This is a genomic window from Fulvimarina fulva (genome assembly GCF_039652615.1).
Classification (GTDB): Bacteria; Pseudomonadota; Alphaproteobacteria; order Rhizobiales; family Rhizobiaceae; genus Fulvimarina.
The window spans coordinates 161,644-184,745 of sequence record NZ_JBDJAC010000008.1 but is presented as its reverse complement, the minus strand read 5'-3'; the positions used below and the strand labels follow the sequence as shown (position 1 = coordinate 184,745).

At 62.2% G+C, this 23,102-nt stretch carries 25 protein-coding genes; 8 read left to right on the top strand and 17 right to left on the bottom strand.

Translation table 11 applies throughout. The features are described from left to right. Nucleotides 1–4 precede the first annotated feature (4 nt). A complete protein-coding gene (locus tag ABDX79_RS12980) occupies nucleotides 5–586 on the top strand; it encodes a GNAT family N-acetyltransferase (RefSeq protein WP_463671167.1) in 582 nt (193 codons plus the stop codon). A gap of 56 nt (nucleotides 587–642) precedes the next feature. Continuing rightward, nucleotides 643–3,582 (top strand): EAL domain-containing protein, encoded by a 2,940-nt coding sequence (locus tag ABDX79_RS12975; protein WP_346220713.1) that lies wholly within the window; start codon nucleotides 643–645, stop codon nucleotides 3,580–3,582. A 17-nt stretch (nucleotides 3,583–3,599) separates the two neighbouring features. Here the strand turns inward: ABDX79_RS12975 and ABDX79_RS12970 are convergent, their stop codons facing one another. Then, complete coding sequence (locus tag ABDX79_RS12970; protein ID WP_346220766.1) at nucleotides 3,600–4,169, bottom strand: YqgE/AlgH family protein; 570 nt, start codon at nucleotides 4,167–4,169, stop codon at nucleotides 3,600–3,602. Between the two features lie 232 nt (nucleotides 4,170–4,401). Here ABDX79_RS12970 and ABDX79_RS12965 point away from each other — a divergent pair, with 232 nt between their 5' ends. Then, nucleotides 4,402–5,214 (top strand): protein-disulfide reductase DsbD domain-containing protein, encoded by an 813-nt coding sequence (locus ABDX79_RS12965; protein ID WP_346220712.1) that lies wholly within the window; start codon nucleotides 4,402–4,404, stop codon nucleotides 5,212–5,214. Between the two features lie 135 nt (nucleotides 5,215–5,349). Here the strand turns inward: ABDX79_RS12965 and rnhA are convergent, their stop codons facing one another. The 12 genes from rnhA to coxB form a co-directional block, all read right to left on the bottom strand. Continuing rightward, complete coding sequence (rnhA, locus tag ABDX79_RS12960) at nucleotides 5,350–5,811, bottom strand: ribonuclease HI (protein ID WP_346220711.1); 462 nt, start codon at nucleotides 5,809–5,811, stop codon at nucleotides 5,350–5,352. Continuing rightward, nucleotides 5,808–6,788: a homoserine kinase gene (locus tag ABDX79_RS12955; protein ID WP_346220710.1), complete on the bottom strand. Its 981-nt coding sequence runs from the start codon at nucleotides 6,786–6,788 to the stop codon at nucleotides 5,808–5,810. The genes rnhA and ABDX79_RS12955 overlap by 4 nt, the downstream gene beginning before the upstream one ends. Nucleotides 6,789–6,955: 167 nt before the next feature. After that, nucleotides 6,956–7,330 (bottom strand): VOC family protein, encoded by a 375-nt coding sequence (locus tag ABDX79_RS12950; protein WP_346220709.1) that lies wholly within the window; start codon nucleotides 7,328–7,330, stop codon nucleotides 6,956–6,958. Nucleotides 7,331–7,409: 79 nt separating this feature from the next. Beyond that, the gene (gene ispH, locus ABDX79_RS12945) at nucleotides 7,410–8,414 is read right to left on the bottom strand and encodes a 4-hydroxy-3-methylbut-2-enyl diphosphate reductase (protein ID WP_463671173.1); all 1,005 of its coding nucleotides are present in this window, start codon (nucleotides 8,412–8,414) and stop codon (nucleotides 7,410–7,412) included. Nucleotides 8,415–8,469: 55 nt separating this feature from the next. Next, on the bottom strand, nucleotides 8,470–9,270 hold the full coding sequence (locus tag ABDX79_RS12940; protein WP_346220707.1) for an SURF1 family protein: 801 nt from the start codon (nucleotides 9,268–9,270) through the stop codon (nucleotides 8,470–8,472). Then, the gene (locus ABDX79_RS12935) at nucleotides 9,267–9,677 is read right to left on the bottom strand and encodes a DUF983 domain-containing protein (protein WP_346220706.1); all 411 of its coding nucleotides are present in this window, start codon (nucleotides 9,675–9,677) and stop codon (nucleotides 9,267–9,269) included. Before ABDX79_RS12935 ends, ABDX79_RS12940 begins: the two co-directional genes overlap by 4 nt. An 86-nt stretch (nucleotides 9,678–9,763) precedes the next feature. Further along, entirely contained in the window at nucleotides 9,764–10,639 is an 876-nt protein-coding gene (locus ABDX79_RS12930) for a cytochrome c oxidase subunit 3 (protein ID WP_346220705.1), read from the bottom strand. Between the two features lie 114 nt (nucleotides 10,640–10,753). Beyond that, the gene (locus ABDX79_RS12925; protein ID WP_346220704.1) at nucleotides 10,754–11,377 is read right to left on the bottom strand and encodes a cytochrome c oxidase assembly protein; all 624 of its coding nucleotides are present in this window, start codon (nucleotides 11,375–11,377) and stop codon (nucleotides 10,754–10,756) included. Further along, nucleotides 11,377–11,523: a protoheme IX farnesyltransferase gene (locus tag ABDX79_RS12920; protein ID WP_346220703.1), complete on the bottom strand. Its 147-nt coding sequence runs from the start codon at nucleotides 11,521–11,523 to the stop codon at nucleotides 11,377–11,379. The genes ABDX79_RS12925 and ABDX79_RS12920 overlap by 1 nt, the downstream gene beginning before the upstream one ends. After that, entirely contained in the window at nucleotides 11,520–12,452 is a 933-nt protein-coding gene (locus ABDX79_RS12915; protein ID WP_346220765.1) for a heme o synthase, read from the bottom strand. The genes ABDX79_RS12920 and ABDX79_RS12915 overlap by 4 nt, the downstream gene beginning before the upstream one ends. Before the next feature lie 179 nt (nucleotides 12,453–12,631). Further along, nucleotides 12,632–14,233 carry a cytochrome c oxidase subunit I gene (gene ctaD, locus ABDX79_RS12910; protein WP_346220702.1) on the bottom strand — a complete coding sequence of 534 codons (1,602 nt, stop codon included), beginning with the start codon at nucleotides 14,231–14,233 and terminating at the stop codon, nucleotides 12,632–12,634. Nucleotides 14,234–14,267: 34 nt separating this feature from the next. Beyond that, on the bottom strand, nucleotides 14,268–15,188 hold the full coding sequence (gene coxB, locus ABDX79_RS12905; RefSeq protein ID WP_346220701.1) for a cytochrome c oxidase subunit II: 921 nt from the start codon (nucleotides 15,186–15,188) through the stop codon (nucleotides 14,268–14,270). A gap of 510 nt (nucleotides 15,189–15,698) precedes the next feature. Between coxB and ABDX79_RS12900 the strand changes: the two genes are divergently transcribed. The 3 genes from ABDX79_RS12900 to ABDX79_RS12890 all read left to right on the top strand — a co-directional run bounded on the left by ABDX79_RS12900 (nucleotide 15,699) and on the right by ABDX79_RS12890 (nucleotide 18,523). Further along, nucleotides 15,699–16,280 carry an invasion associated locus B family protein gene (locus ABDX79_RS12900; RefSeq protein WP_346220700.1) on the top strand — a complete coding sequence of 194 codons (582 nt, stop codon included), beginning with the start codon at nucleotides 15,699–15,701 and terminating at the stop codon, nucleotides 16,278–16,280. 102 nt (nucleotides 16,281–16,382) lie between these two features. Next, the gene (tldD, locus tag ABDX79_RS12895) at nucleotides 16,383–17,798 is read left to right on the top strand and encodes a metalloprotease TldD (RefSeq protein WP_346220699.1); all 1,416 of its coding nucleotides are present in this window, start codon (nucleotides 16,383–16,385) and stop codon (nucleotides 17,796–17,798) included. A gap of 20 nt (nucleotides 17,799–17,818) precedes the next feature. Then, a complete protein-coding gene (locus ABDX79_RS12890; protein WP_346220698.1) occupies nucleotides 17,819–18,523 on the top strand; it encodes an NAD-dependent deacylase in 705 nt (234 codons plus the stop codon). Here ABDX79_RS12890 and ABDX79_RS12885 read toward each other — a convergent pair. Together ABDX79_RS12885 and ABDX79_RS12880 are read right to left on the bottom strand one after the other, a co-directional pair. Further along, nucleotides 18,520–19,125: a TIGR04282 family arsenosugar biosynthesis glycosyltransferase gene (locus ABDX79_RS12885; protein WP_346220697.1), complete on the bottom strand. Its 606-nt coding sequence runs from the start codon at nucleotides 19,123–19,125 to the stop codon at nucleotides 18,520–18,522. The two genes, ABDX79_RS12890 and ABDX79_RS12885, sit on opposite strands and share 4 nt — an antisense overlap. Before the next feature lie 51 nt (nucleotides 19,126–19,176). Beyond that, a complete protein-coding gene (locus ABDX79_RS12880; RefSeq protein WP_346220696.1) occupies nucleotides 19,177–20,061 on the bottom strand; it encodes a LysR substrate-binding domain-containing protein in 885 nt (294 codons plus the stop codon). Nucleotides 20,062–20,193: 132 nt separating this feature from the next. Here ABDX79_RS12880 and ABDX79_RS12875 point away from each other — a divergent pair, with 132 nt between their 5' ends. After that, on the top strand, nucleotides 20,194–20,385 hold the full coding sequence (locus ABDX79_RS12875; RefSeq protein ID WP_346220695.1) for a hypothetical protein: 192 nt from the start codon (nucleotides 20,194–20,196) through the stop codon (nucleotides 20,383–20,385). Nucleotides 20,386–20,402: 17 nt separating this feature from the next. Here ABDX79_RS12875 and ABDX79_RS12870 read toward each other — a convergent pair whose 3' ends face one another. Beyond that, nucleotides 20,403–21,068 (bottom strand): TIGR04283 family arsenosugar biosynthesis glycosyltransferase, encoded by a 666-nt coding sequence (locus ABDX79_RS12870; protein WP_346220694.1) that lies wholly within the window; start codon nucleotides 21,066–21,068, stop codon nucleotides 20,403–20,405. Between the two features lie 49 nt (nucleotides 21,069–21,117). Next, complete coding sequence (pdxH, locus tag ABDX79_RS12865) at nucleotides 21,118–21,756, bottom strand: pyridoxamine 5'-phosphate oxidase (RefSeq protein ID WP_346220693.1); 639 nt, start codon at nucleotides 21,754–21,756, stop codon at nucleotides 21,118–21,120. 215 nt (nucleotides 21,757–21,971) lie between these two features. On the opposite strand from pdxH, the gene ABDX79_RS12860 reads away from it, so the two are divergent. After that, entirely contained in the window at nucleotides 21,972–22,970 is a 999-nt protein-coding gene (locus ABDX79_RS12860) for a J domain-containing protein (protein WP_346220692.1), read from the top strand. Nucleotides 22,971–23,102 lie beyond the last annotated feature (132 nt).

The following is a 23,102-nucleotide window of genomic DNA, read 5'->3' as shown; positions in this document are numbered from 1 at the left end:
CATCTTGAGACCGCAGAGCCCGGTCTTGAGAGGCGAGCGGGTGATTTTGCGGCTCCCCAAGCGTAGCGACTACGGCGCTTGGGCTGCGCTTCGCGGAGAAAGCGCCTCTTTCCTGAGGCCATGGGAGCCGGAATGGAGCCGCGACGAGCTATCCGTCCAGGCGTTCCGCGCAAGGCTCAGGCGCTATTATGGCGAAGCCCATTCCCATAACAGTTTTACCTTCTTCGTCTTCGACGGGGATGAAAAACACCTGATGGGCGGACTGACCCTCGGCCATATCCGCAGGGGCGTCGCCCAGGCCGCAACGCTCGGATACTGGATGGGCGAGCGGTATGCCGGGCAAGGCGTGATGCGCGAAGCCGTGGGGGAGGTCGTCCGGTTTGCCTTTACCGTGGAAAACCTTCACCGGATCGAAGCCGCCTGCCTGCCGACCAACCAGCGCTCCATTGGTCTCTTGACGCGGTGTGGCTTCAGCTATGAAGGTCAGCTACGGCGTTATCTGAGAATCGCCGGAGAATGGGAAGACCACTGTCTCTATTCGCTGCTTGCCGAAGAATGGCCGCGATCGGGCGCAATGGACGGATAACGCACACACGATTTGGGAGTACAGAGTACGTCGTGTCGCTTTCACGGAGCCCATTCATGACCGACGGCGAGAACCGGCGGCGGCTTTTGCCGTGGGCCGTCGCCAGGCTTCGCGCGGTGTTTGGCGCCTGCCTCATCCTGATCGCAGCGCTCGCAAGCCTCACGGCCCTCACCCAGCCGGCCCGTGCGCTCGATGTCGTCGCCGTCTCGCCCAACGAAAGTGTCATCGATCTTCGCCCAGCGATGGAAGTCTATCGCAATGCCGGGCGCAGTTTTCAGGTCTCCGCCGTTCCCGGCCCCGAAGGCATCGTCCGGCGTATCGAAATCGATGCGACCACGCCTGAAGCCAATGGCGACTGGGCGGTTTTCGCCCTCACGAACGAAAGCGACGAGCAGATCGACCGGCTCATCGTCGCCCCCCATTTCAAGCTGGCCGGCTCCGGCGTGCTCGACCCCGATCTTGGATCCGAGCGCATTGCGGCGATCACGCCCAGTCAGGGCTTTGCGCTGGAACGGCAGGTCTCCAGCGAGGCGGACGAATTCCTCGTCACGCTCGATCCCGGCGCCATCGTCACCTTCGTCGCCGAACTCACCGCCGAGCGCCTGCCGGATGTCCGCCTGTGGGAGCCCGCAACCTACCGCGAGAACGTCAACGCCTTCACGCTCTATCGCGGCATCGTTCTCGGCATCGCCGGCCTTTTGGCGGTGTTCCTGACGATCCTTTTCGTCGTCAAGGGATCGGCGATGTTTCCCGCCGCCGCGGCACTCTCCTGGTCGGTGCTTGCCTATATCTGCATCGACTTCCAGTTCTGGGAAAAGCTGATGCCGTTTGCGCCGGGGCAGGAGCCGATCTGGCGCGCAGGCGTCGAGGTCGCGTTTCTCTTCACGCTGATCCTCTTCCTGTTCGCCTATCTCAGTCTCAACCGCTGGCACGGCTATCTGACGATCGTTTCGGGACTGGTGCTTGCCGCCGTCGGTGCCCTCGGCGCCTATACGCTGGTCGATCCCGTCGCCGCCGCCGGCATCACCCGCGTGAGCCTCGCGGTCACCGCCGCTCTCGGGCTCGTGGCGATCGTTACACTCAGCATCCAGCGCTTCGACCGCGCCGTCATGCTGCTGCCGACATGGCTTCTGCTGATCGTCTGGATCTGGGCCGCGTGGATGACCGTCACGGGGCGGATCTCGAACGACATCATCCAGCCTGCCCTCGGCGGCAGTCTCGTTCTGATCGTACTCCTCATCGGCTTCACGGTGATGCAGCACGGCTTTGCGGGCGGCACCCTCGCGCAGGGGCTCGTTTCCGATCTCGAACGCCGGTCGCTCGCCCTTGCCGGCTCGGGAGACGCCGTCTTCGACTGGGATGTGAACCGCGACCGCATCTTCATCGACTCCGACAGCGACATCCTCTGCGCCCTCCCCGTCGACAAGATGAACGGCCCGGCGCGCAACTGGCTTCCCATACTGCACCCGGACGACCGCGATCGCTTCAAGCTGACCCTCGACACGATCCTCGAACATCGGCGCGGCCGCATGCACCAGGATTTCCGTGTCCGGGACGGCGACGGCCACTATCATTGGCTGGCCTTGCGCGCGCGCCCCATGCTCGGCACCGATGGCGAGGTGATGCGATGCGTCGGCACGCTGAAAGACATCACCTCCGCCAAGAAGGCCGAGGATCGTCTTCTTCAGGATGCGCTTGTCGATCAGCTGACGGGTCTTCCCAATCGCGAGGTCTTCATGGACCGGCTGGAGGCGATCAACACGCTTGCGGCCCATAGCGATGAAATCTCGCCGACGGTCTTCGTCATCGACATCGACCGCTTCAAACAGGTCAATGACGACTACGGCCTCGCCACCGGCGATACGATCCTGCTCACGATCGGTCGCCGCCTGAAACGCACGCTGAAGGCCCAGGATACGCTCGCCCGGCTCTCCGGCGATCAGTTCGGCGCGATTCTCGTGTCCGAAACCAGTTCCGACGCGGTCGCAAGCTTCGCGGAGCGCATGCGCGAGGCGATCCGCGCACCCATCGCCTTTGCCGAGCGCGACATCGTTCTTACCGGCTCGATCGGCCTCACCGGCTGGTCTTCCGATCAGACGCCGCCCGATGCGCTCACCGAAGCCGATCTTGCGATGCATCAGGCCAAGCGTCTGGGCGGCGACCGGATCGAGCCATTCCGCCCGGCCTACAAGGCGATCGGCTCCAATCGCCTCGCCCTCGAAACGGATCTTCGCCGTGCGTTCGAACGCCACGAACTGGCGCTGGCCTTCCAGCCCATCGTCGCGCTCGAAGACGAGACGATCGCCGGGTTCGAGGCCCTCCTGCGTTGGGATCATCCGCGCCGGGGCAAGATATCGCCGGCAGAATTCGTGCCTCTCGCCGAGCGTTCCGGCCTCATCGTCCAGCTCGGCCAGTTCGCGCTGGAAGAAGCCGCCAAGCGCCTGAGCGACTGGCATCGCGCGACCGGCAACACCAGGCTCTTCATGTCGGTCAACGTGTCGAGCCGCCAGCTGATCACACAGGATCTCATCGCCGACGTCGACACCGTCCTCGAGCGCTACCGCCTGCCGGCCGCGTCCCTGAAGCTCGAAATGACCGAGTCCCTCGTGATGGACAATCCGGAACGCTCGGCCCAGCTTCTGGAGCGCGTGGTCGAGCGCGGCGTCGGGCTTTCCCTCGACGATTTCGGAACGGGATATTCCTCGCTCGCCTATCTGATGCGGTTCCCGTTCGACACGCTGAAGATCGACCAGTCCTTCCTTAAGCACAACTCACAGCCGCAGCGCCCGGTGATCCTGAAAAGCATCGTCACCATGGCCCACGATCTCGGTCTGAAGATCGTCGCAGAAGGCGTCGAGACGGAAGCGGATGTCGCGACCCTTCGCCAGATGAAATGCGAATACGCCCAGAGCTTCTTCTATTCCAAGCCGCTCAACCATGACGAGGCGCGGAGGATCCTGATCAGCAAGAATCCGGGATTGCGCAATACGGCCTAAGGCCTGCGGCCTTCTGCTCAGGCATGACCGGCTTCCGCGTTGAGGAAGGCCGGGTGAATACCGAGCAGGGCCAGCGCCTTGTCATATTTGTCGTCGAGCGCGGTGGAAAAGACGATCGACAGATCGGCCTTGCAGGTGAGCCACCCATTCTGGGCGATCTCATCCTCCAGTTGCCCCGGTGCCCAGCCTGAATATCCGAGCGCCATGATCGCCGTCGTGGGCCCGGCGCCCTGGGACATTGCGCGCAGGATATCCGTCGTCGGGGTCAGGGCGATCTCCGGGTCGACATTGATGGTGGATTCGGAGGTGTAATCGGCTGAGTGAAGAACGAAGCCGCGGCTCTGCTCCACCGGCCCGCCGCGGCAAACCAGAACCTCGCCGCCATATGCCGGACGCCGGATATCGTCCTCGCTCTCGACGATCCCGAGCTGGGTTAAAAGCTGCGAGAAGCTCGTCGGCTGCGGCTTGTTGATGATGAAGCCCATGGCACCGCTGGAAGAATGGGCGCAGATATAGATCACCGTGCGCTCGAAGGGTTCGCCTTCGATGCCGGGCATGGCAATCAGAAAATGCCCTTCTAACGACATCGCCGTCTCGTCAGTCACCTCGTCTAAACGCACGGGTCGACCTCCAGTCCTATGTGAACGCATCTTAAGTTGGCATTGAATGCGGCGGAATGCCAGAGACACAAAGTCCTGCAAGCGATGGAAGATTGGCCGGACGGCACACGAAGACATGAATGGCCGGCGCCGGTTCACCTGTGCGACTATCCGCGCCCAGAGGATCTTGTCCGCTCCCACAATGAAGAAGCGACCTGACATGAAGCCAAGCTTCGCCGCCCATACCCGCATCTCCGTTTCGGCCGCGATCGCGGTGCTCGTCGCGATGTCGGGCGCGGCAAGCGCTGCGGATCAATCGCCGGCAAACGTCGCAGAGACCGATTTTGCGACGCTCACCCTTTTCGCTGAACCACCGGGGGCACACGGCATGGTGCGCGGGGCGCTGCAAATCGAAATGGAGCCGGGCTGGAAGACCTACTGGCTCGATCCCGGCCCGTCCGGCATTCCCCCGCAGATCGATTTTTCCGGCACGGCCGGCATCGGCAAGACGGCGGTCCTCGCACCGCTCCCCGAGCGCTTCGGCGAAGAGCTGGCCCGCGCCAACGGCTACAAGCACGATCTGGCGCTCCCCTTTCTGCTGACGCCTGGAGAGGGTGAGACGATAGACGGCGCGATCGTCGCCAATGTCTTTCTTGGGATCTGCGAGGAGATCTGCGTACCCGTTCAGGCAGCGCTGTCCGTCGATCCTTCCAAATCGGCGGCCACGTCAACTGCGGTCGAGAGGGCGTTCGCAGCTCTCCCGCCATCCATTGCTTCGCAGGATGTCACAGCCGCGATCGATGGCGATGTCCTCACGCTCGACCTCGATAGCAAGGCACCCGTGCGCGATGCCTTCGTGCTTGGCCCGAAGGGCTGGTATTTCGGCGAGGCCGAGCTGTCGGCAGAGAACGGCGGGCGCACGATCCTGCGCATCCCGATCGATGAGAAGCCGAAGCAAGCCGAAATACCGGAGCTGACGGTCGTCCTCGACGATGGCGACAAGGGCCTGACGACGGTTATCAGGCCTGAATAAGCGCGGACGCGGAGGCTTATACTGCCGGACGAATGGAATTGACCCCTTGGGTCAATCCACGCCCGGCAAACGGCTCAAACGCCGCTCGGGCTGCCGACGACCCATGAAACCGATGGATTCAAAGGTCCGCCGGTATTAAGCCGAACGGGCCTTCTTCTTGAACGGCTCCATCCCGTCATTGGCAAGCTGGTCGGCGCGCTCGTTGCCCTCGTGGCCGGCATGGCCCTTGACCCAATGAAACGTCACATCGTGCCGGGCGCGCTCCTCGTCGAGACGCTTCCAGAGCTCGGCATTCTTCACCGGCTTCTTGTCGGCGGTCTTCCAGCCGTTCTTTTTCCAGCCGTGAATCCACTTCGTGATGCCGTCGCGCATGTAGGAGGAATCCGAATGCAGATCGATGGCACAGGGTCGTTTCAGGGCTGACAGAGCCTCGATGGCGGCCATCAGCTCCATACGGTTGTTCGTGGTGTTCGCCTCGCCGCCCTTTAGCTCCTTCGAATGCTCGCCAAAGCGGAGCAAGACACCCCAGCCGCCCGGTCCGGGATTTCCCGAACAGGCGCCATCCGTGTAGATCTCGACCCGATTTTCCGTGCTCAAATGTCATTCTCCACCGGCTGGTACCCGTATTCGCCCACGCTATCGACGCTTCGATGAAAGCGCAGCTTCTTCAGATATTCCAACGGGTCCTTCTTCACGACATAGCTGCCGTCGGGGACGGTCAGCCAGTCGTAAAGACGCGTCAACAAAAACCGCATGGCGGCGCCCCGGCACAGGATCGGCAGGGCAGCGACCTCCCCGGCCTCCAGCGGGCGCACCGACTGATAGCCGTTCAGAAGCGCCGCGCCCTTCGTGAGATTGAAGCTGCCATCCGGCTCAAAGCACCAGGCGCACAGCGTGATCGCGATATCGTAGGCAAGCAGATCGTTGCAGGCGAAATAGAAGTCGATGATGCCGGAGAGGTTTCCGCCCAGAAAGAAGACGTTGTCGGTGAAGAGATCGGCATGGATGACGCCAGACGGCAGATCGCTCGGCCAATACGCCTCCAGCGTATCGAGATCCCGCTCGATCTCTTCGCTCAGGCCTGCCTCGACCCCATCCACCCGGTCTGGACAGGATTGAAACAGCGGGCGCCAGGCCTCCATGGACAGCCCGTTCCCGCGCGTCATGGGAAAGCTCGCGCCGATCGCGTGAAGGCGCGCCATGGCTGAACCGACGGCTTTGCAGTGGGCTGGCGTCGGGCGTCTCGCCCCCATTCCCTCCAGAAAGGTGAAAATCGCGCCCGGTCGCCCGGCAAGCTCGCCCAGCGTTTCCCCATGGCGCTTTTTCACCGGCAGCGGACAGGAGAGCCCGTGCTGGGCGAGATGCTCCATCAGCCCAAGAAAAAACGGAAGGTCGTGTCTGTCGACGCGCTTTTCATACAGCGTCAGGATGAAGGTGCCGCCCGTCGTACGCAGCAGAAAGTTCGAATTCTCGACGCCCTCGGCAATGCCCTTATAGCTCAGCACCTGGCCGAGATCGTAATCGGCGAGGAATTCGGACAGTTCGGCCTCGCCGACATCGGTATAGACGGCCACGATCCCTCCTCGGAGATTGGTTCGTTCGACGCACGGCTTCTTGAGCCAGTGCATGCGCTCGGTGATGGGCTCATCTGCACCGAGGAGCCACCGCCCCGCAAGCCGGAATTCCGATCCAGACAAGAAGACACGTGCCGGCCACCGAGGCTCGATCTGGTTCGCCTCGATCAGGCAGGCTGGATGAAGGCGCAGTAAGAGCCGCTGGCCGCCTGGAGAACGGCCATCACGCCGACGCCAGGGACATCGAAGGGTTCGCGGGTTATCACTCCGCCGTTGTCCCGCACGAGCGCGACTCGCTTTTCGATATCGTCGACCGCGATATGGGTGAACCAGTGTTCCGGAATGCCCGCGAACATAGGATGTTGCATATGGAAAATGCCACCGACGCGCGCTTCGCCCGACCAGATGATAATGTAGGTCTGATCGGCATCGATCGGCACGGTTTCGAAGGTCCAGCCGAGCGTTCGTCCATAAAACGCCATCGCCGCATCCGGATCGTGCGTATTCAACTCGTTCCAGTGAACGACACCGTGACCGGCCATCCCGCTTTCTCCCGTCGTTTGTCGACCAGGCGAGGATAGCCGCTGCCGAATCTTCCCGGAAGCGCTTTTGCCCAGCCGGTCACGCAGCCCCGTTGACGAACGCCATATCGGCCTTTGTCAGCGGAACGTCGCGGATCGAGCGCATCACGGGAAAGAGTTCGTTCTCCTCCGCCGTCTGGACGACTTCGAGCGTGACATCGAAGTCCGCACGAGCCTTGGCGATGATCCCGTCGACCAGAATGTCGGGCGCGGACGCGCCAGCCGAGAGCGCGAGCGTCGCACCCGATGCCAGCCGGTCCCATGGAATGTCCCGCTCGCTCTCGACAAGCATGGCATCCGCCGCGCCGAAGCGCTTGGCCACCTCGACCAGACGCTTGGAATTCGACGAATTCGGAGCACCGACGACCACGAAGAGATCCGTATCGACAGCTGCCGCCTTCACTGCGTCCTGACGGTTCGTCGTCGCATAGCAGATCGATTCCGAGGACGGAGCATGAAGCTCGGGGAATTTCGTCTGAAGCGCTTTTACGACGCCTGCGGTATCGTCGACGGAAAGCGTCGTCTGCGTGATGAAGCCAAGTGCGGTCGGGTCCGCAGGTTCGAAGGCAGCGACGTCTTCTTCGGTCTCGATCAGCGTCACCGTGCCTTCCGGCAACTGACCGAGCGTGCCGACCACTTCGGGATGTCCTGCATGGCCGATCAACAGCACGTGCCGCCCGAGCTTCACATGGCGTAGGCCCTGCTTGTGGACCTTGGAGACCAGGGGACAGGTCGCGTCGAGATAGAACATATCGCGCGCCTCGGCCCTTGCAGGGACGGATTTGGGCACACCATGGGCCGAGAAGACGACCGGCTGGCCATCGTCAGGCACTTCCGTCAGCTCTTTCACGAAGACGGCGCCCATGTCGCGCAGGCCGTCTACGACATATTTGTTGTGTACGATCTCGTGCCGCACATAGACCGGCGCGCCATATTTCTTGAGCGCCAGAACGACGATCTGGATTGCCCGGTCGACGCCGGCACAAAAGCCGCGCGGCTCGCAGAGCTTCAGGGTGAGAGCCCGTTTGCTCGAGTGAGGGGTCAGCGAAGGATTGTCGTGTTCGGTCATGAGGCGAATGAAGGCATGAGGCCCTCCCCTGTCAAGCTCGCCGCGAAGCTTGGCCGCGCCTGGCCCGAACCTGCCGATAGACGAGCATGAACGTCATCACGATCAGCACAAAGCCGATCCCGTACCATGTGAAGGCGTATTGCAGATGGTTGTTCGGGATGGTGACGATCGTCTGGCCACCAATCGGCAGTCCATCAAAATTGGGATCGCGATTCGCATCGACGAAGAAGGGCACAAGATCGACACCGGCATCGAGGGCGAGACCGGATGCCATCGCATCGAGATCGCGCCAGAAGAAGGTATCCTTGGCCGGATCGTTTTCCGGGACGAAATAGCCGGGCTTTTCTTGTGGCGCGTTGCGCGCGATCCCCTGGAAGGTGACGACCCCTTCGCTTCGCTCGCCCGGCCACATTGCCGGATCGCGCTGCTCATAGGGCACGAAACCGCGATTGACGATGACCAGCTTCCCGTCTTGCGTCAGGAACGGTGCATAGACGTTCCAGCCCGTGGTGCCGTCGAATGTCGTGAAGAAATAGCGCTCGCCGCCCTCCAGAAAGCGCCCGGTCAGCGTCACCGGCTGATAATCGACGTCACCGGTCTCCTTGAACTCGGCAAGCGCGGCATCGAGTCTGACGGGATCGGAGTCGATGCGGGCATCGATCCGCTCGATCAGCGATTCTTTCCAGAGCAGCCGCTCGACCTGCCAGGTCCCGAGCCCCATGAGGATCAAAATGCCGATGACGCAGAGGGAAAGCGCTATCGCGAACTTTGTCCGGCTCATCGGCTGCGGTTCGCCGACCGGCATCACCCCGCCGGATTCGGGCGCGCTCATGGGTTTTCGTCCGTACCCGTCCCGGTTCGGTTCTCACCATCGAGCCGCCCTTCACGCGCCTTGTTCGCGTAGGTCAGGGTGATCATAACGCCCTTCAGCATCCTCAGCAGCGGGAGCGCGAGAATCGCCGTCAGGGGTATCCAGAGAATGAAATGGAGGAAGAGTGGAGGATCGTAGGAGACTTCGAGCCACAGGGCGAGGCCGCAGACGATGAAGCCGATGATGAGGATCACGAACACGGCCGGACCATCGCCGGAATCGGCGAATTTGTAGTCGAGCCCGCATTCGTCGCATTTCTTGGCCGGCGTCAGAAATCCGGAAAACAGGCCGCCTTCGCCGCAGCGCGGACAGCGCCCCTTGAGCCCTGCCGGGATCGGATCAGGCTCGTTTCCGGACGATACGCTCATGAAATTGGCCTTCTGCCCGGTGATCGAAACAAATGAGGGCGGGCCTGTCGGCACCGCCCTTCTATCAGAAATCCGATATCAACGGATCAAGCGGCGTAGACCGGTGCGCCCCAACCACCCCACACATAGATGGCGAAGAACAGGAAGATCCAGACGACGTCGACGAAGTGCCAGTACCAGGCGGCAGCTTCGAAGCCGAAATGCTTTTCCGTGGTGAACTGGCCAACCGAGGCCCGGATCAGACAGACGATCAGGAAGATCGTTCCGATGAGCACGTGGAAGCCGTGGAAGCCCGTCGCCATGAAGAAGGTCGAACCGTAGATCGAACCCGAGAACGCGAACGGCGCGTGGGCATATTCGAAATATTGGACGTAGGAGAAGATCACGCCGAGCGCGACCGTCAGCGCAAGACCCCAGACGAGGCCCTTGCGATCACCGTGGAGAAGCGCGTGGTGCGCCCACGTCACGGTCGTACCAGACAGAAGAAGCGTGACCGTATTGAAGAGCGGCAGATGGAGCGGATCGAGGACCTCGATACCGACCGGCGGCCACTGACCACCAAGCACTTCCGTACGCGCCTGCTGGATGGCTTCGTTCGGAAACAGGCTGGCATCGAAGAACGCCCAGAACCAGGCGACGAAGAACATCACCTCGGAGGCGATGAACATGATGATGCCATAGCGAAGATGCAGCGAGACGACGCGGGTATGCTTGCCCTCGAGGCTTTCCTTCACCGTTTCCGACCACCAGCCGAACATGGTGTAGAGAACGATTGCGAGACCGAGAACGAAAATCCACGGTGTCGCAAGCGGAACACCGAGGAACTGGAATTCCTGCCCACCGCTCCAGCGGAACAGTCCGACCGCGCCGAACAGCATGATGAAGGCACCGATCGAACCGATCAGCGGCCAGGGGCTCGGTTCCACCATGTGGTAATCATGTTTGGCGTGTGCGTCAGCCATGCCGCGTCTCCTCACTCAACGCGCCGTCTTGCCTCAAATGGCGCGAACCGGCGTCCTCAGCTCTGCTCTCGTCGCCAACCGGGCCATGACTCCCGATTCTGCGGTTTTCCACGTTCATAAAGCGCCTTCGTCCCGATCGGAAGACACCGATTTGGGAGCTTCGGCCATTTCTGCCGGATCGTCGACCGGGAAGAAGGTATAGGACAGGGTAATGGCGTAGCCGCCCTGCAGCTCTTCGGCGTCCAGTATTTCCGGATCGACGAAGAAGGTAATCGGCATGTTCACGCTTTCACCCGGCTGCAGCGTCTGCTCATCGAAGCAGAAACAGGCGATCTTGTTGAAGAAGATACCCGCAGCATCCGGCGTGACGTTGTAGAGCGCCTGCCCCGTGATCGCGCGATCGGAATTGTTGACGACGTGATAGCTCGTCTCGGAGGTCTCGCCGAGACGCACGGTGATCGAGCGATCGTTCGGCCGGAAGGTCCAGGGAAGGTTCTTCGCGGTGTTGCCGTCGAACCGGACCTCGACGGTCTCCTCGCTCGCCTTCGATTGGTTGGCATCGGCGCGCTGGGGCGTGCCGCCATAACCGGTCACCTGACAGAAGAGCTGATAGAGCGGCACGGATGCATAGGCTGCGCCGACCATGCCGAAAATGAATGCCGTGCAGGAGGCTGCGATGATCAGCCCGCGCCGCCTTGCTTTTTCGTCCTGCCGTGGCCTCGGATGTTCGTCGCTCATCACGCACCCATTTTGACGATGGAAACGATGTAGAAGATCACGACCAGAGCAAGAAGCGTCACGGCGATCGCGATCGAGCGCTTGCGCCGGGCCTTGGTCTCCTCGGGCGTCAGCTTGACCGTCTCGAGCTTGTCCTCCTCGCTCAAACCAGCACCCCGATAATGCCCATCACCGTCGTCTCTGCAAGAAGGGTCACGAAGAGGCCGAAGAGGTAGAGGATCGAGAAGCCGAAGAGCTTCTTGGCGGGGATCATCATCTGATCCCCGTCCTGCATCTTCAGGACTGCGTAGGCCTTTTTCAGGAACAGAGCACCCATGACCACCGAGACGGCGCCATATACCGGGCCGGCAAAACCCATCACGAATGGCGCGACACCGATTGGAGCAAGAAGCAGCGAATAGGCGAAGATCTGCCGGCGCGTCGTCTTCTCACCGGCGACATTCGGCAGCATGGGCACGCCGACATTGCCATATTCCTTCATCTTGAACAGCGCGAGTGCCCAGAAATGGGGCGGCGTCCAGAGGAAGATGATGAGGAAGAGAACAAAGCCCTCGATCGAGACATTGCCCGTCACGGCAGCCCAGCCGATCATCGGGGGAAACGCACCGGCCGCGCCGCCGATGACGATGTTCTGCGGCGTCGAGCGTTTCAGTCCCATGGAGTAAACGACGACGTAGAAGAAGATGGTGAATGCTAGGAAGCCTGCGGCGAACCAGTTCGCCGCCAGACCGAGCGTCATCACCGAAAGGATCGACAGCACGATCCCGAAGCCGAAGGCTGCGTCTGGCGCGATCCGGCCGGCAGGGATCGGACGGAGCCGGGTGCGGGCCATGTTGCCGTCGATATCGGCGTCATACCACATGTTGAGTGCACCGGAGGCGCCGGCGCCGACGGCGATCGCGAGGATCGAGATGAAGGCGAGAAGCGGATTGATCGAGCCTGGTGCGATCGCCATTCCGCAGACCGCGGTCAACACGACAAGCTGCATCACCCGCGGCTTGAGAAGCGCGAAATAATCGCGCGGCTCGGCCAGCGAGATTTGCGGAGTTGCCGGCAGACTGGAGGTTTCGATCATCGACAAGGGCGGGTTCCCGTTACTTCAGCATTAACAATCGTCGTATCTCCAAGAGCGCTGATCCGGATCGCACCGGAAGCGCCCCCGGGAACAACCGGCGAAAGCCGGACTGTTATCGGGCGAAGCCCGACCTTGAGGCCGGGCTTCGAATAGTCAGTCTGTTACCAGGGCCGAGGGCCTCAGCTGACCTTCGGCAGCTCTTCCCACTGGTGGAACGGCGGCGGCGAAGACAGCTTCCATTCCAGGGTCGTCGCACCCGAGCCCCACGGATTATCACCGGCGACACGCTTGCGGTAGAAGGCTTCCCAAATACCGAAGAGGAAGACGAGCACGGCGAGACCGGACAGGTAGGACCCCATCGAGGAGACCCAGTTCCAGCCCGCAAAGGCGTCCGGATAGTCCGCATAGCGACGCGGCATACCGGCGGCACCCAGGAAGTGCTGCGGGAAAAAGACGATGTTCACGCCAACGAACGTCATCCAGAAGTGAATCTTTCCGATCGTCTCGTTGTAATTGTAGCCGGTCATCTTCGGGAACCAGTAATACCAGCCCGCGAAGAGCGCGAAGACGGCGCCGAGCGACAGCACGTAGTGGAAGTGGGCGACCACGTAATAGGTATCGTGCAGCACGCGATCGAGACCGGCATTGGCGAGCTTCACGCCCGTCACACCGCCGACGGTGAACAGGAAGATGAAGCCGATCGAGAACAGCATCGGCGTGCGGAACGATATCGAGCCGTGCCACATGGTGGCGATCCAGGAGAAGATCTTGATGCCGGTCGGCACCGCGATCACCATGGTCGCGAAGACGAAGTAGCGCTGCGTGTTGAGCGAGATACCGCTCGTATACATGTGGTGGGCCCACACGACGAAGCCGACGACGCCGATGGCGACCATGGCGTAGGCCATTCCGAGATAGCCGAAGACAGGCTTCTTGGAGAAGGTCGAGATGATGTGGCTGACGATGCCGAAGGCCGGCAGGATCAGAATGTAGACCTCGGGGTGGCCGAAGAACCAGAACAGGTGCTGGTAGAGAATCGGGTCACCGCCGCCTTCCGGCGCGAAGAAGGTCGTGCCGAAGTTGCGATCCGTCAGGAGCATGGTGATCGCACCGGCGAGAACCGGCAGCGACAGGAGCAGGAGGAAGGCCGTCACGAGCTGCGACCAGACGAAGAGCGGCATCTTGTGCAGCGTCATGCCCGGAGCGCGCATGTTGAGGATCGTCGTGATCAGGTTGATCGCGCCGAGCAGCGAGGACGCACCGGCAAGGTGGAGCGCGAAGATCGCCAGATCGACGGCAGGTCCTGGATGCCCGGAGGTCGAGAGCGGCGGATACATGGTCCAGCCGGTGCCCGCACCGTTCGAGCCCGGAGCGCCTTCCACGAAAAGCGAGGCGATCAGGAGAAGGAAGGACGGCGGCAACAGCCAGAACGCGATGTTGTTGACGCGCGGAAAGGCCGTATCCGGCGCGCCGATCATGATCGGCACGAAGTAATTGCCGAAACCGCCGATGAGCGCAGGCATGACCATGAAGAAGATCATGATCAGGCCGTGACCCGTCGTGAAGACGTTGAAGATCTGCGGATCGGAGAAGATCTGCAAACCAGGCTCCTGAAGTTCGGCACGGATGCCGATCGACAGGGCCCCGCCGATCACGCCGGCGACGATGGCGAAGATCAGATAAAGGACACCGATGTCCTTGTTGTTCGTCGAATAGAACCAGCGAACCCAGAAGGACGGCGTATGATCGTCATGGGCGCCATGTGCGGCTTCGTAAGCCATCGTATTGAGGTCTCCCTAAACCTGACGAATTCGGTTAGCGCGCAGCGACGGCGCGCTCGGCCTGCGAGGCCTCGATGGATGCGTTCAGCTGCTCGTTGGCGGCGGCGACATCGTCACGCGCAGCCTCATACCAAGCGTCGTACTGTTCCTTGGATACGGCACGAACGGCGATGGGCATATTCCAGTGCGCAGCACCGCAAAGCTCGGAACACTGACCGTAGAAGATGCCTTCCCGGTTCGCACTGAACCAGTACTCGTTCGCGCGGCCGGGCACGGCGTCAACCTTCACGCCGAGCGAAGGCACGGCAAACGAATGAATGACATCGGCCGAGGTCGAGATGATGCGAACCACCGTATTGACCGGCACGACCATCTCGTTGTCGACAGCGAGCAGGCGCGGATAGGTTTCGATATCGCCCTTGACGTCCGGAATCTCGGTTGCATCGACCGGATAGGACTCGAAGGAAACAGGCTCCGGAGCGGTGCCCTCGGCATCGCTTTCGCTCGTTTCGGTCGGCTGGTACTCGTAACCCCAATACCACTGATAGCCGATCGCCTTGACGGTAAGCTCAGGGGCCTTTGGTGGATTATACTGTGCGGTGAGAAGCTGGAAGGATGGGATCGCGAGCATCAGGAGGATGATCACCGGAGCCAGCGTCCAGATCACTTCGATCGTGGTGTTGTGCGCCGTGCGCGAAGCGTTCGGATTGGCGCTCGCGCGATATTTCACGACACACCAGGCCAGAAGCGCGGCAACGAAGATCACAATCGGGATCACGAAGAAGAGCGTGTAGTCGTTGAACCAGTGGATCTGCTCTTCAATCGGCGAGAACGCCTCCTGCAAGCCCAACTGCCAGGGATGGGGCTTGCCGACCACCAGGTCGCCGCCATCCTGGGCAAAAGCTGCCCCCGCTCCGGTCAGCCATAGTCCGGCCGTCAAGCTCCAAGCTTTCACGCTTTCCCTCCTTAGCCGGCAGATCGGGCCGGGCAGTCATGCAAACCGTTGGCTGGGAGTAAGGCACCGCGTGTCCCTAAAGAGCCGGCACCAGTGCGCCAGGTATACGCGTCTTATCCAGCCACGTGGATTGTGCGCTTCAACCACGAAATCCGGGAAGTCGCAACCATTTTTAGATTGGTTCCATTGCGACATAGCCTCTCACATATTTTAATTTCTGCATACCTGATCGAGGCCACGAACACGCCCTTAGGCTGTGCGTCGGCAGCCGCGCGATGTCACATCAACCCCTTGACTCCACGGAGTGGATTGCGTCCGCAACAGACTTGAGGGGACGATGAGAGGCGCACAGATCACCGTTCGAAATTCAGCGCGCGTTACAGGGTCCGGCGAAACCTTTCATACCAAAAGCGAAGTTGTCAGGATCGGGCCATCTTCCTGCCGCATCATTCCCGTCAGCGCTGAATTCAAGAGCCCTGTTTCGTCCGCCCAATACCGTCCGAGGATACGATGCCACGTCTGCTCGCCGCCTTCGCCAGTCCCCGACGCCTGGTTCTCGCCGTCACATGCCTTGTCGCCGGGATCGGCAGCGCGAGCGCCCAGTTCGCCTCCGAGCCGATCGGGCGACTGAAATCCCAGCATGGCGCCTGGGGCATCGTCTGCTCGACGCCGGCGGGTGCCCCCGGCGAACAATGTCTCATGCGGCAGATCGTGTTGCCGCCGGACCGGCAGGAGATCGGGTTCGCGGTCTCGATCCTGCATCTCGCGGACGGAACGGGGACGATCCTCAGGGCACGCGCGCCCCTCGGCATTATCCTGCCGAACGGACTTCGTCTCCACATCGACGGCGAATTCATCGGGATCACACCTTTCTTGCGTTGTTTCGATACCGGTTGCGTCGCGGACGTCGCCATGGACGAAGCGCTGATCGACAAGCTGTCGAAAGGTCAGGAGGCGACCTTCTCGTTCTTCCAGACACCGGAACAGGGAATCGGGATTCCGGTATCTCTCGACGGATTTACCGCCGCATTCGAGGCGCTGCCGAAGCCGCAGCCGAGCGCGGCATCCGAGCCGGCGACGACCACGGAGTAGGTCGTCTGCCTGCGGCCGGGCGCCTTGGTTTAAAGAACGGCGCGAACGACCTATCTTCGCACCGTCCAACCATTGTGTCCGTCAGCCGGAGCTTCACTTCAGATGTCCATTTCCCTCATCGACCGTTTCGACGTGTCACAGGCCGAGCTTCAGTCGGTTCTCGGAGAGACGCTGCGCGGCGCCGATGACGGCGAACTTTATCTGGAATATCGCGAGAGCGAATCGCTGTCCTTCGACAATGGCCGCCTGAAGGGCGGGAATTTCGGCATCGATCAGGGCTTTGGTCTCCGCGCCGTCGCGGGCGAAGCTGTCGGCTTTGCCCATGCGGACGACTTTTCGATCACGGCTCTGAAACGCGCCGCCGACGCCGTCTCGACGGTCAAGTCCGGCTATGCCGGCACCTATGCCGAGCCGCCTGTCGGGACCAATGCCAAGCTCTACGGCGAAGAAAACCCGATCGGCTCGCCCAGCTTCGAGGAGAAAGTGAGGCTGCTTCAGGCGGTCGACAAATATCTGCGCGATCAGGGCGAGGATGTGCGTCAGGTCTCCGCGACCGTCGGCGCGCAATATCAGGTGGTCGAGATCCTTAGAGCCGATGGCCGCCTCGTGCGCGACATACGCCCGCTCGTTCGCTTCAACGTCTCGGTGGTCTGCGGCGATGACGAGCGTCAGGAAACCGGTTCTTTCGGCGCTGGCGGACGCACCGGATTCGGCGAATTCATGGTGGAGGACACCTGGCGTTCGATCGCCGACAAGGCCCTTGCCCAAGCCCGCGTTAACATGCGTGCAGTCCCCGCCCCCGCAGGCGCCTTCGATATCGTGCTTGGCGCAGGCTGGCCCGGTGTCATGCTGCACGAAGCGGTCGGCCATGGGCTCGAGGGCGACTTCAACCGCAAGAAGACCTCCGCATTTTCCGGCCTCATGGGCCAGCAGGTGGCAGCCAAGGGCGTCACCGTGGTCGACGACGGCACGATCGCCGAACGGCGCGGCTCGCTGACGATCGACGACGAGGGCACGCCGACGAATCGCACGGTCCTGATCGAGGACGGCAAGCTCGTCGGCTACATGCAGGATCGGCAGAACGCCCGGTTGATGGGCGTCAAGGCAACCGGCAACGGACGTCGCCAGTCATACGCCCATGCGCCTATGCCCCGCATGACCAACACGATGATGCTTGGCGGCGATGCGACGCCGGAAGAGATCATCGCCTCCGTCGACGACGGAATTTATGCCGTTTCGTTCGGCGGCGGCCAAGTGGACATCACGTCCGGCAAGTTCGTTTTCGGCTGCACGGAAGCCTATCGCATCCGGGGCGGAAAGGTGGAGGAACCGCTCAAGGGCGCCATGCTCATCGGCAACGGCCCCGACGCCATGCACCGTGTCGCCATGGTCGGCAACGATGTCGAGCTCGACACCGGCATCGGCATGTGCGGCAAGAATGGCCAGGGCGTGCCGGTCGGCGTCGGCCAACCCCATCTCAGAATGAACCAGATCACAGTCGGCGGGACCGAGGCTTGATGCCTTTGGCGTCCGAAGCGATGAAATCCATCTTCATCCTCACCGGTGCCGGCGTTTCGGCCGAATCCGGCGTCGCGACCTTTCGCGACAAGGACGGGCTCTGGTCCAAGGTGAGATTGGAAGATGTCGCGACGCCCGAGGCCTTCGCGCGGGACCCCGAAGGCGTTCAGGCCTTCTATAATGCAAGGCGAGCCAGCCTGAACGGCGTCTCGCCAAATCCCGCCCATGAAGCGCTGGCGCGGCTCGGACGGGAGTTTTTGGGCGAATTGACGCTGGTCACCCAGAATATCGACGATCTCCACGAGCGCGGTGGCTCCCAGAACGTCATCCATATGCACGGCCGCCTTCGCCGCTCGCGCTGTTCGGCTTGCGGCGATACACGCGATCATCACGGCGACCTCGAAGTCACCGAGGCCTGTCAGGCCTGCGGCAAAACCGGCACGCTGCGGCCCGACGTCGTCTGGTTCGGCGAGATGCCCTATCACATGGAGCGGATCTTCGGGCGGCTGGAACAGGCCGATCTCTTCGTCTCGATCGGCACCAGCGGGGCGGTCTATCCGGCAGCCGGTTTCGTGTCCGAGGCAAGGCGTCTTGGCATCCGCACGCTGGAGCTCAATCTCGAACCCTCCGACGGCAGCTTCCAGTTCGACGAGGCGCGGCATGGGCCGGCAAGCCAGCTCGTTCCGGCATTCGTGGACGAAATCCTCGCGGGCGCAACGAGCTAAAGCCTGCCGGCCTTCCGATGCCGCTCCAGCGATTCGGCGTCATCGAGATCCTCGAGCCTGTCGATCAGACCGGCCGAGCCGGCCGGAACATTATCCAGCACCTGCCTCAGCGTCGTTTCCGTCGACCATTCGACATTTCGAAAGATCGCGGGCGGCGGCTGATCGGCGGCGCCGACAAGATAGAAACCGCCGTCCTCTGCCGGGCCGAAAACCAGCGGGCTCGCCGCCAGCGAAGCGAACGCGGTTTCGATCTGCCACCCCGAAAGCCCCGGAATATCGCTACCGACGACGAGAACCGGTGCGTTCGGTTTGGCGTGTTCCAGCAGCCTCAGCATTCGAGAGCCGAGATCGCCCTCGCCCTGCGGGATCCGCGGTGTTCCGGACGGCCAGTAACACGCGTCCTTTGTGGCCTCGTCCGGCGTTGCCGCGATGACGGTGTCCCAACGCGGGTTCGACGCCGTCTCGATGGTCCGTCTCAGAAGGGTTTCATAGAGTGACAGCGCCGCCTCCTCGCCGATCGTCTTGGCGAGCCTTGTCTTCACGGTGCCGGGAATGGGTGCCTTGGCGAAGATGACGACGGTGGGGCGAGTGAAGAGCGACATGGCTGTCGACCCACCACAATCAGCCTCGCGGCCGAAGCGGGCCAACCGCTTTTACCGTTTCTCGCGCAGGTCGTGGAAGAACGCGCGCAGATGCTCGGCGATCGCCTTGGCCTGTTCGGACGGCTCCGCGCGCAGCTTCATGCCGATCGAATAGTTCGCCATCGTCGGCAAGCCATCAGCTTCACCCAGAATGCGGACATCGTCACCGGCGAAGATCCGCGAAACCGGCGCGATCGCGATGCCGGCGCGAACGGCAGCGCGCTGGCCGGGCGTATGGGCGCAGGTATAGGCGACACGCCACGGCCGGCCGACGCTCTCAAGGGCCGCCACAGCCGATCGCCGCCATATGCAGCTTTCGTCCCACATGGAAAGCGGCAACGGATCGCGCAGATGCGCGGTGCCACCGCGCGCGCCGATCCAGACGAGAGGATCGGTGAACAGGCACTCCGCCCCCACCGCGTTCGTGCCCTGCTCGTCGAAGGAGAACACCGCGACGTCCAGTCTGCCCCGGTCGAACAGCTCAAGCAATTCGCGCGTGTTCTGCATGGTCACGTCGATGACCACCGATGGATAGCGTTCGGAGAAATGGCGCAGCATGTAGGGAAGCACCGTCTCACCGTAATCGTCGGGGAGACCGAGATGGATCTGCCCTTCCAGTTCGGGACGGCCGAGCGCGCCGATGGCCTTTCTGTTGAGTTCGAGAAACTGGCGGGCGAAGCCGAGCAGGATCTCCCCCTCGCTCGTGAGCCGAACGGAGCGGGCATCGCGCTTCAGAAGCTCCGCGCCGGTCATCTCCTCCAACCGCTTGATCTGCATGGAAATCGCCGAGGGCGAGCGTCCCACCCTTTCCGCCGCCGCCGAAAAGCTCCCCTCGTCGATGATCGCGGCGAAGCTCTTCAGAAGATCGATGTCGAGGAGCGGCGTTGTCGATGTCACGTCCTGCGCTTGTATATTCAAATTCATTGAATTTACCATCTAAACAATTCGTTTGATTGAATATTAGCGGCCTCCTAGCTTCCGGTCAATCGAAAGCAATGCCCCCTGAGACCGGGGCGCAAGGAGGCCAGGATGTTTCGACCAATGGAAATGTTGAGCCAGTTCGTGCGCATGCGTCGCATCGAACGCCAGCGGCAGGCCGTGCAGCTTATCATGGATGAGATGCCGGACTGGCAGCGCAGGGATATCGGGCTTCCCGCGACCCTTGCCGAAGAAACGGCGCGACTGCGGCTCGATCGGACAAGGACCTGCGGTGTCCGGTAGCGGCCGGACAGGCAGGCTCAGCGGGACTTCAGCCGGGCATAGAGTTCGGCAAGGCGTTTCGGCGGGACACCGCAGACATAGGCGAGCCGCAGGAGCCACATCGTAAGGATCGTGCGCATCGGGCCGTTCGCCTCCCAGCGACGGCCGGATGTCGTGACTTTCGAGCGGAGGCAAGCCGGGCGCGAGATGCGCCGCAGCCGTTTCGAAAGCGCGATGTCCTCCATCAGCGGCATCTCCGCAAATCCGCCGACTCTCGTGAACGTCGTCTTTTTGACGAACATGGCCTGATCGCCCGTCGCAACGCCGGTCAGCCGCGAGCGCAGGTTCATCAGACGACCGACCAACGCCAGGATCTTCGGCCGCCCTTCGATCCGCACATCGAAGCGGCCCCATTCGGGCCCATGCGCGAGTGCCTCGAAAATCTCGGTTTCGGCGCTCGCTGGCACTCGCGTGTCGGCATGAAGAAACAGGAGCACCTCGCCCGAAGCGTCCTCGGCCCCGGCATTCATCTGCCGCGCCCGGCCGGCCCCGGACGACAAGACCCTGTCTGCGAGACAGCGCGCCAGGCTCAGCGTTTCATCGGCGCTGCCGCCATCAACGACGATAATCTCAGCGCCTGGGCAGGCGTGGCGCGTTTCCCGCAAGGTCGAGGCGATCGTCTCCGCCTCGTTCAGTACGGGCATCACCACGGAAAGCCGCCTCGCCGTCGATCGCGGATCAACGGTCACGCGGTTACGGAGAAAGACGCGTGATCACCCAGGGTGCATCCGGGTTCGCCCGCTCATAAAGCGCCCGGTCGTGAAGACGATACTCGCCGTCCTGCCAGAACTCGATTGCCACCGGAACGAGCCGAAACCCCGACCAGTGCGGCGGGCGCGGAATATCACCCTCGCCATATTGCTCTTGCAGTTCCATCACACGGGCTTCCAGTGCCTCGCGGCTTTCCAGCGGGCGCGACTGCCGGGAGGCCCAGGCACCGATACGGCTGCCGCGCGGGCGCGAATGGTAATACGCGTCGGCTTCTTCGTCGGACACCACCTCGACAGTGCCCCTCACCCGCACCTGACGCCGCTGGGATTTCCAGTGAAACGCCATGGCGGCACGCAGGGAGCCGAGGATCTGCTGCCCCTTCGCGCTTTCAAAATTGGTATAGAAGACGAAACCCCGCTCGTCGAAATCTTTCAGAAGCACGATTCGCACATCCGGCTGGCCATCCGGAAAAACCGTGGCAAGGGACAGGGCATTGGCATCGTTGACCTCCGACGCCTCCGCCGCAGCAAGCCATTTTGCAAACAGCGCAAACGGATCGTCGTCAACCGGCTCGCCGCCGAGCCTGACATCGCCCAGACGCTCAACGTTCTTCTCAGCCATCGCTCATTATCTCCTGATCGGCCCGTTCGCGCCATGAGATAGTCGTTTCGGTGCCATTCGCAAAAGTGCGTCTTTTCAGCTTCGAGTCTTGCCGCGAAGATGGCGGGCACACCCTTTGAATGGCATTCTTCTCAACCCATATGACCGACATGTGAACCAATGGGCCGTCATTGACCGGCCGATCGATATCCATCTGAACAAGGACGAAGAGCGCGATGCGCGATCCCTACTCCGTACTCGGTGTTTCGAAATCGGCGAGTGAGAAGGAGATCAAATCCGCTTTCCGTAAGCTCGCCAAGAAGTATCACCCGGACGCCCATCCCGACGACAAGACAGCGGCGTCCCGGTTCAACGAAGCCAATCAGGCTTATGAAATTCTCGGCGACAAGGAAAAGCGCGGCCAGTTCGATCGCGGCGAGATCGACGCTGACGGCAAGCCGAAATTCCAGGGTTTCGGCGGCGGCGGATTTGGCGGCGGCGCGAGCCCTTTCGGCTCGCGCACGAGACCAGGTGCCGACCAGAGCGGATTCGACTTCTCGTCGTCTCGCGGCGCGGGCTCGCAGTTCGACGCCGAAACGATCTTCTCCGACTTCTTCTCATCGGCCTTCGGCGGCGCGGGCGGCGCAAAGCGTCCCGGCGCGGGGCCGGGTGCGGGCCCTGCCGGCGGCGGATTTTCGGCTGCGCGCGAAGCATCCCGCAAGGGAGCGGACATCGAAGCCTCGCTGACGGTCTCGCTCGAGGACGTCGTTGCCGACAAGAAGATCGAGGTCGAATTTTCGAGCGGCAAGCGGCTGGCGATCAAGCTTCCCGACGGTGTCGAGGACGGCCAGCAGATCCGGCTTCGCGGCCAGGGTCAGCCGGCGCCCGGCCCCCACGGCCAGTCGGGCGACGCACTCGTTCGCATCAAGATCCTGCCGCACGAGCGCTTCCGCATCGATGGACGTGACCTTCGCGCCGATGTCTCGGTGCCCCTCCAGACGGCAGTCACTGGCGGTAAGGTCGGCGTCGATACGCTGGAAGGCAGGGTCAACCTCACGATCCCTGCCTGGACCGATTCGGGCCGCACCTTCCGGCTCAAGGGCAAGGGCCTGACGACGAAGATCGGCACGCGGAACGATCTCCTGATCACCACGCGAATTGCTTTGCCGGGCAAGGACGATCCCCTCCGCGAGGTTCTGGAACGCGAGTTTTCCAAGGAACCGATGGCGGAATAACCCGCCCGCATGGCTTTCTCGACGAAGCCGGTGCTTTCAACGTTCGAAACCTGAACAGGCTGCATGAGCGAGCTTTGCTCCACCATGCGGCCTGACCGGCCATCGAGACAGTCTGGCTTTACCTTCAGGCTA

Excerpts from the sequence above, each read along its gene's own strand:
- ABDX79_RS12975 (WP_346220713.1), top strand. The coding sequence starts at position 643 with ATGACCGACGGCGAGAACCGGCGGCGGCTTTTGCCGTGGGCCGTCGCC.
- ABDX79_RS12970 (WP_346220766.1), bottom strand. The coding sequence starts at position 4,169 with ATGTCGTTAGAAGGGCATTTTCTGATTGCCATGCCCGGCATCGAAGGC.
- ABDX79_RS12965 (WP_346220712.1), top strand. The coding sequence starts at position 4,402 with ATGAAGCCAAGCTTCGCCGCCCATACCCGCATCTCCGTTTCGGCCGCG.
- ABDX79_RS12950 (WP_346220709.1), bottom strand. The coding sequence starts at position 7,330 with ATGGCCGGTCACGGTGTCGTTCACTGGAACGAGTTGAATACGCACGAT.
- ABDX79_RS12940 (WP_346220707.1), bottom strand. The coding sequence starts at position 9,270 with ATGAGCGCGCCCGAATCCGGCGGGGTGATGCCGGTCGGCGAACCGCAG.
- ABDX79_RS12935 (WP_346220706.1), bottom strand. The coding sequence starts at position 9,677 with ATGAGCGTATCGTCCGGAAACGAGCCTGATCCGATCCCGGCAGGGCTC.
- ABDX79_RS12930 (WP_346220705.1), bottom strand. The coding sequence starts at position 10,639 with ATGGCTGACGCACACGCCAAACATGATTACCACATGGTGGAACCGAGC.
- ABDX79_RS12925 (WP_346220704.1), bottom strand. The coding sequence starts at position 11,377 with ATGAGCGACGAACATCCGAGGCCACGGCAGGACGAAAAAGCAAGGCGG.
- ABDX79_RS12915 (WP_346220765.1), bottom strand. The coding sequence starts at position 12,452 with ATGATCGAAACCTCCAGTCTGCCGGCAACTCCGCAAATCTCGCTGGCC.
- ctaD (WP_346220702.1), bottom strand. The coding sequence starts at position 14,233 with ATGGCTTACGAAGCCGCACATGGCGCCCATGACGATCATACGCCGTCC.
- ABDX79_RS12900 (WP_346220700.1), top strand. The coding sequence starts at position 15,699 with ATGCCACGTCTGCTCGCCGCCTTCGCCAGTCCCCGACGCCTGGTTCTC.
- tldD (WP_346220699.1), top strand. The coding sequence starts at position 16,383 with ATGTCCATTTCCCTCATCGACCGTTTCGACGTGTCACAGGCCGAGCTT.
- ABDX79_RS12890 (WP_346220698.1), top strand. The coding sequence starts at position 17,819 with ATGAAATCCATCTTCATCCTCACCGGTGCCGGCGTTTCGGCCGAATCC.
- ABDX79_RS12885 (WP_346220697.1), bottom strand. The coding sequence starts at position 19,125 with ATGTCGCTCTTCACTCGCCCCACCGTCGTCATCTTCGCCAAGGCACCC.
- ABDX79_RS12875 (WP_346220695.1), top strand. The coding sequence starts at position 20,194 with ATGTTTCGACCAATGGAAATGTTGAGCCAGTTCGTGCGCATGCGTCGC.
- ABDX79_RS12870 (WP_346220694.1), bottom strand. The coding sequence starts at position 21,068 with ATGCCCGTACTGAACGAGGCGGAGACGATCGCCTCGACCTTGCGGGAA.
- pdxH (WP_346220693.1), bottom strand. The coding sequence starts at position 21,756 with ATGGCTGAGAAGAACGTTGAGCGTCTGGGCGATGTCAGGCTCGGCGGC.
- ABDX79_RS12860 (WP_346220692.1), top strand. The coding sequence starts at position 21,972 with ATGCGCGATCCCTACTCCGTACTCGGTGTTTCGAAATCGGCGAGTGAG.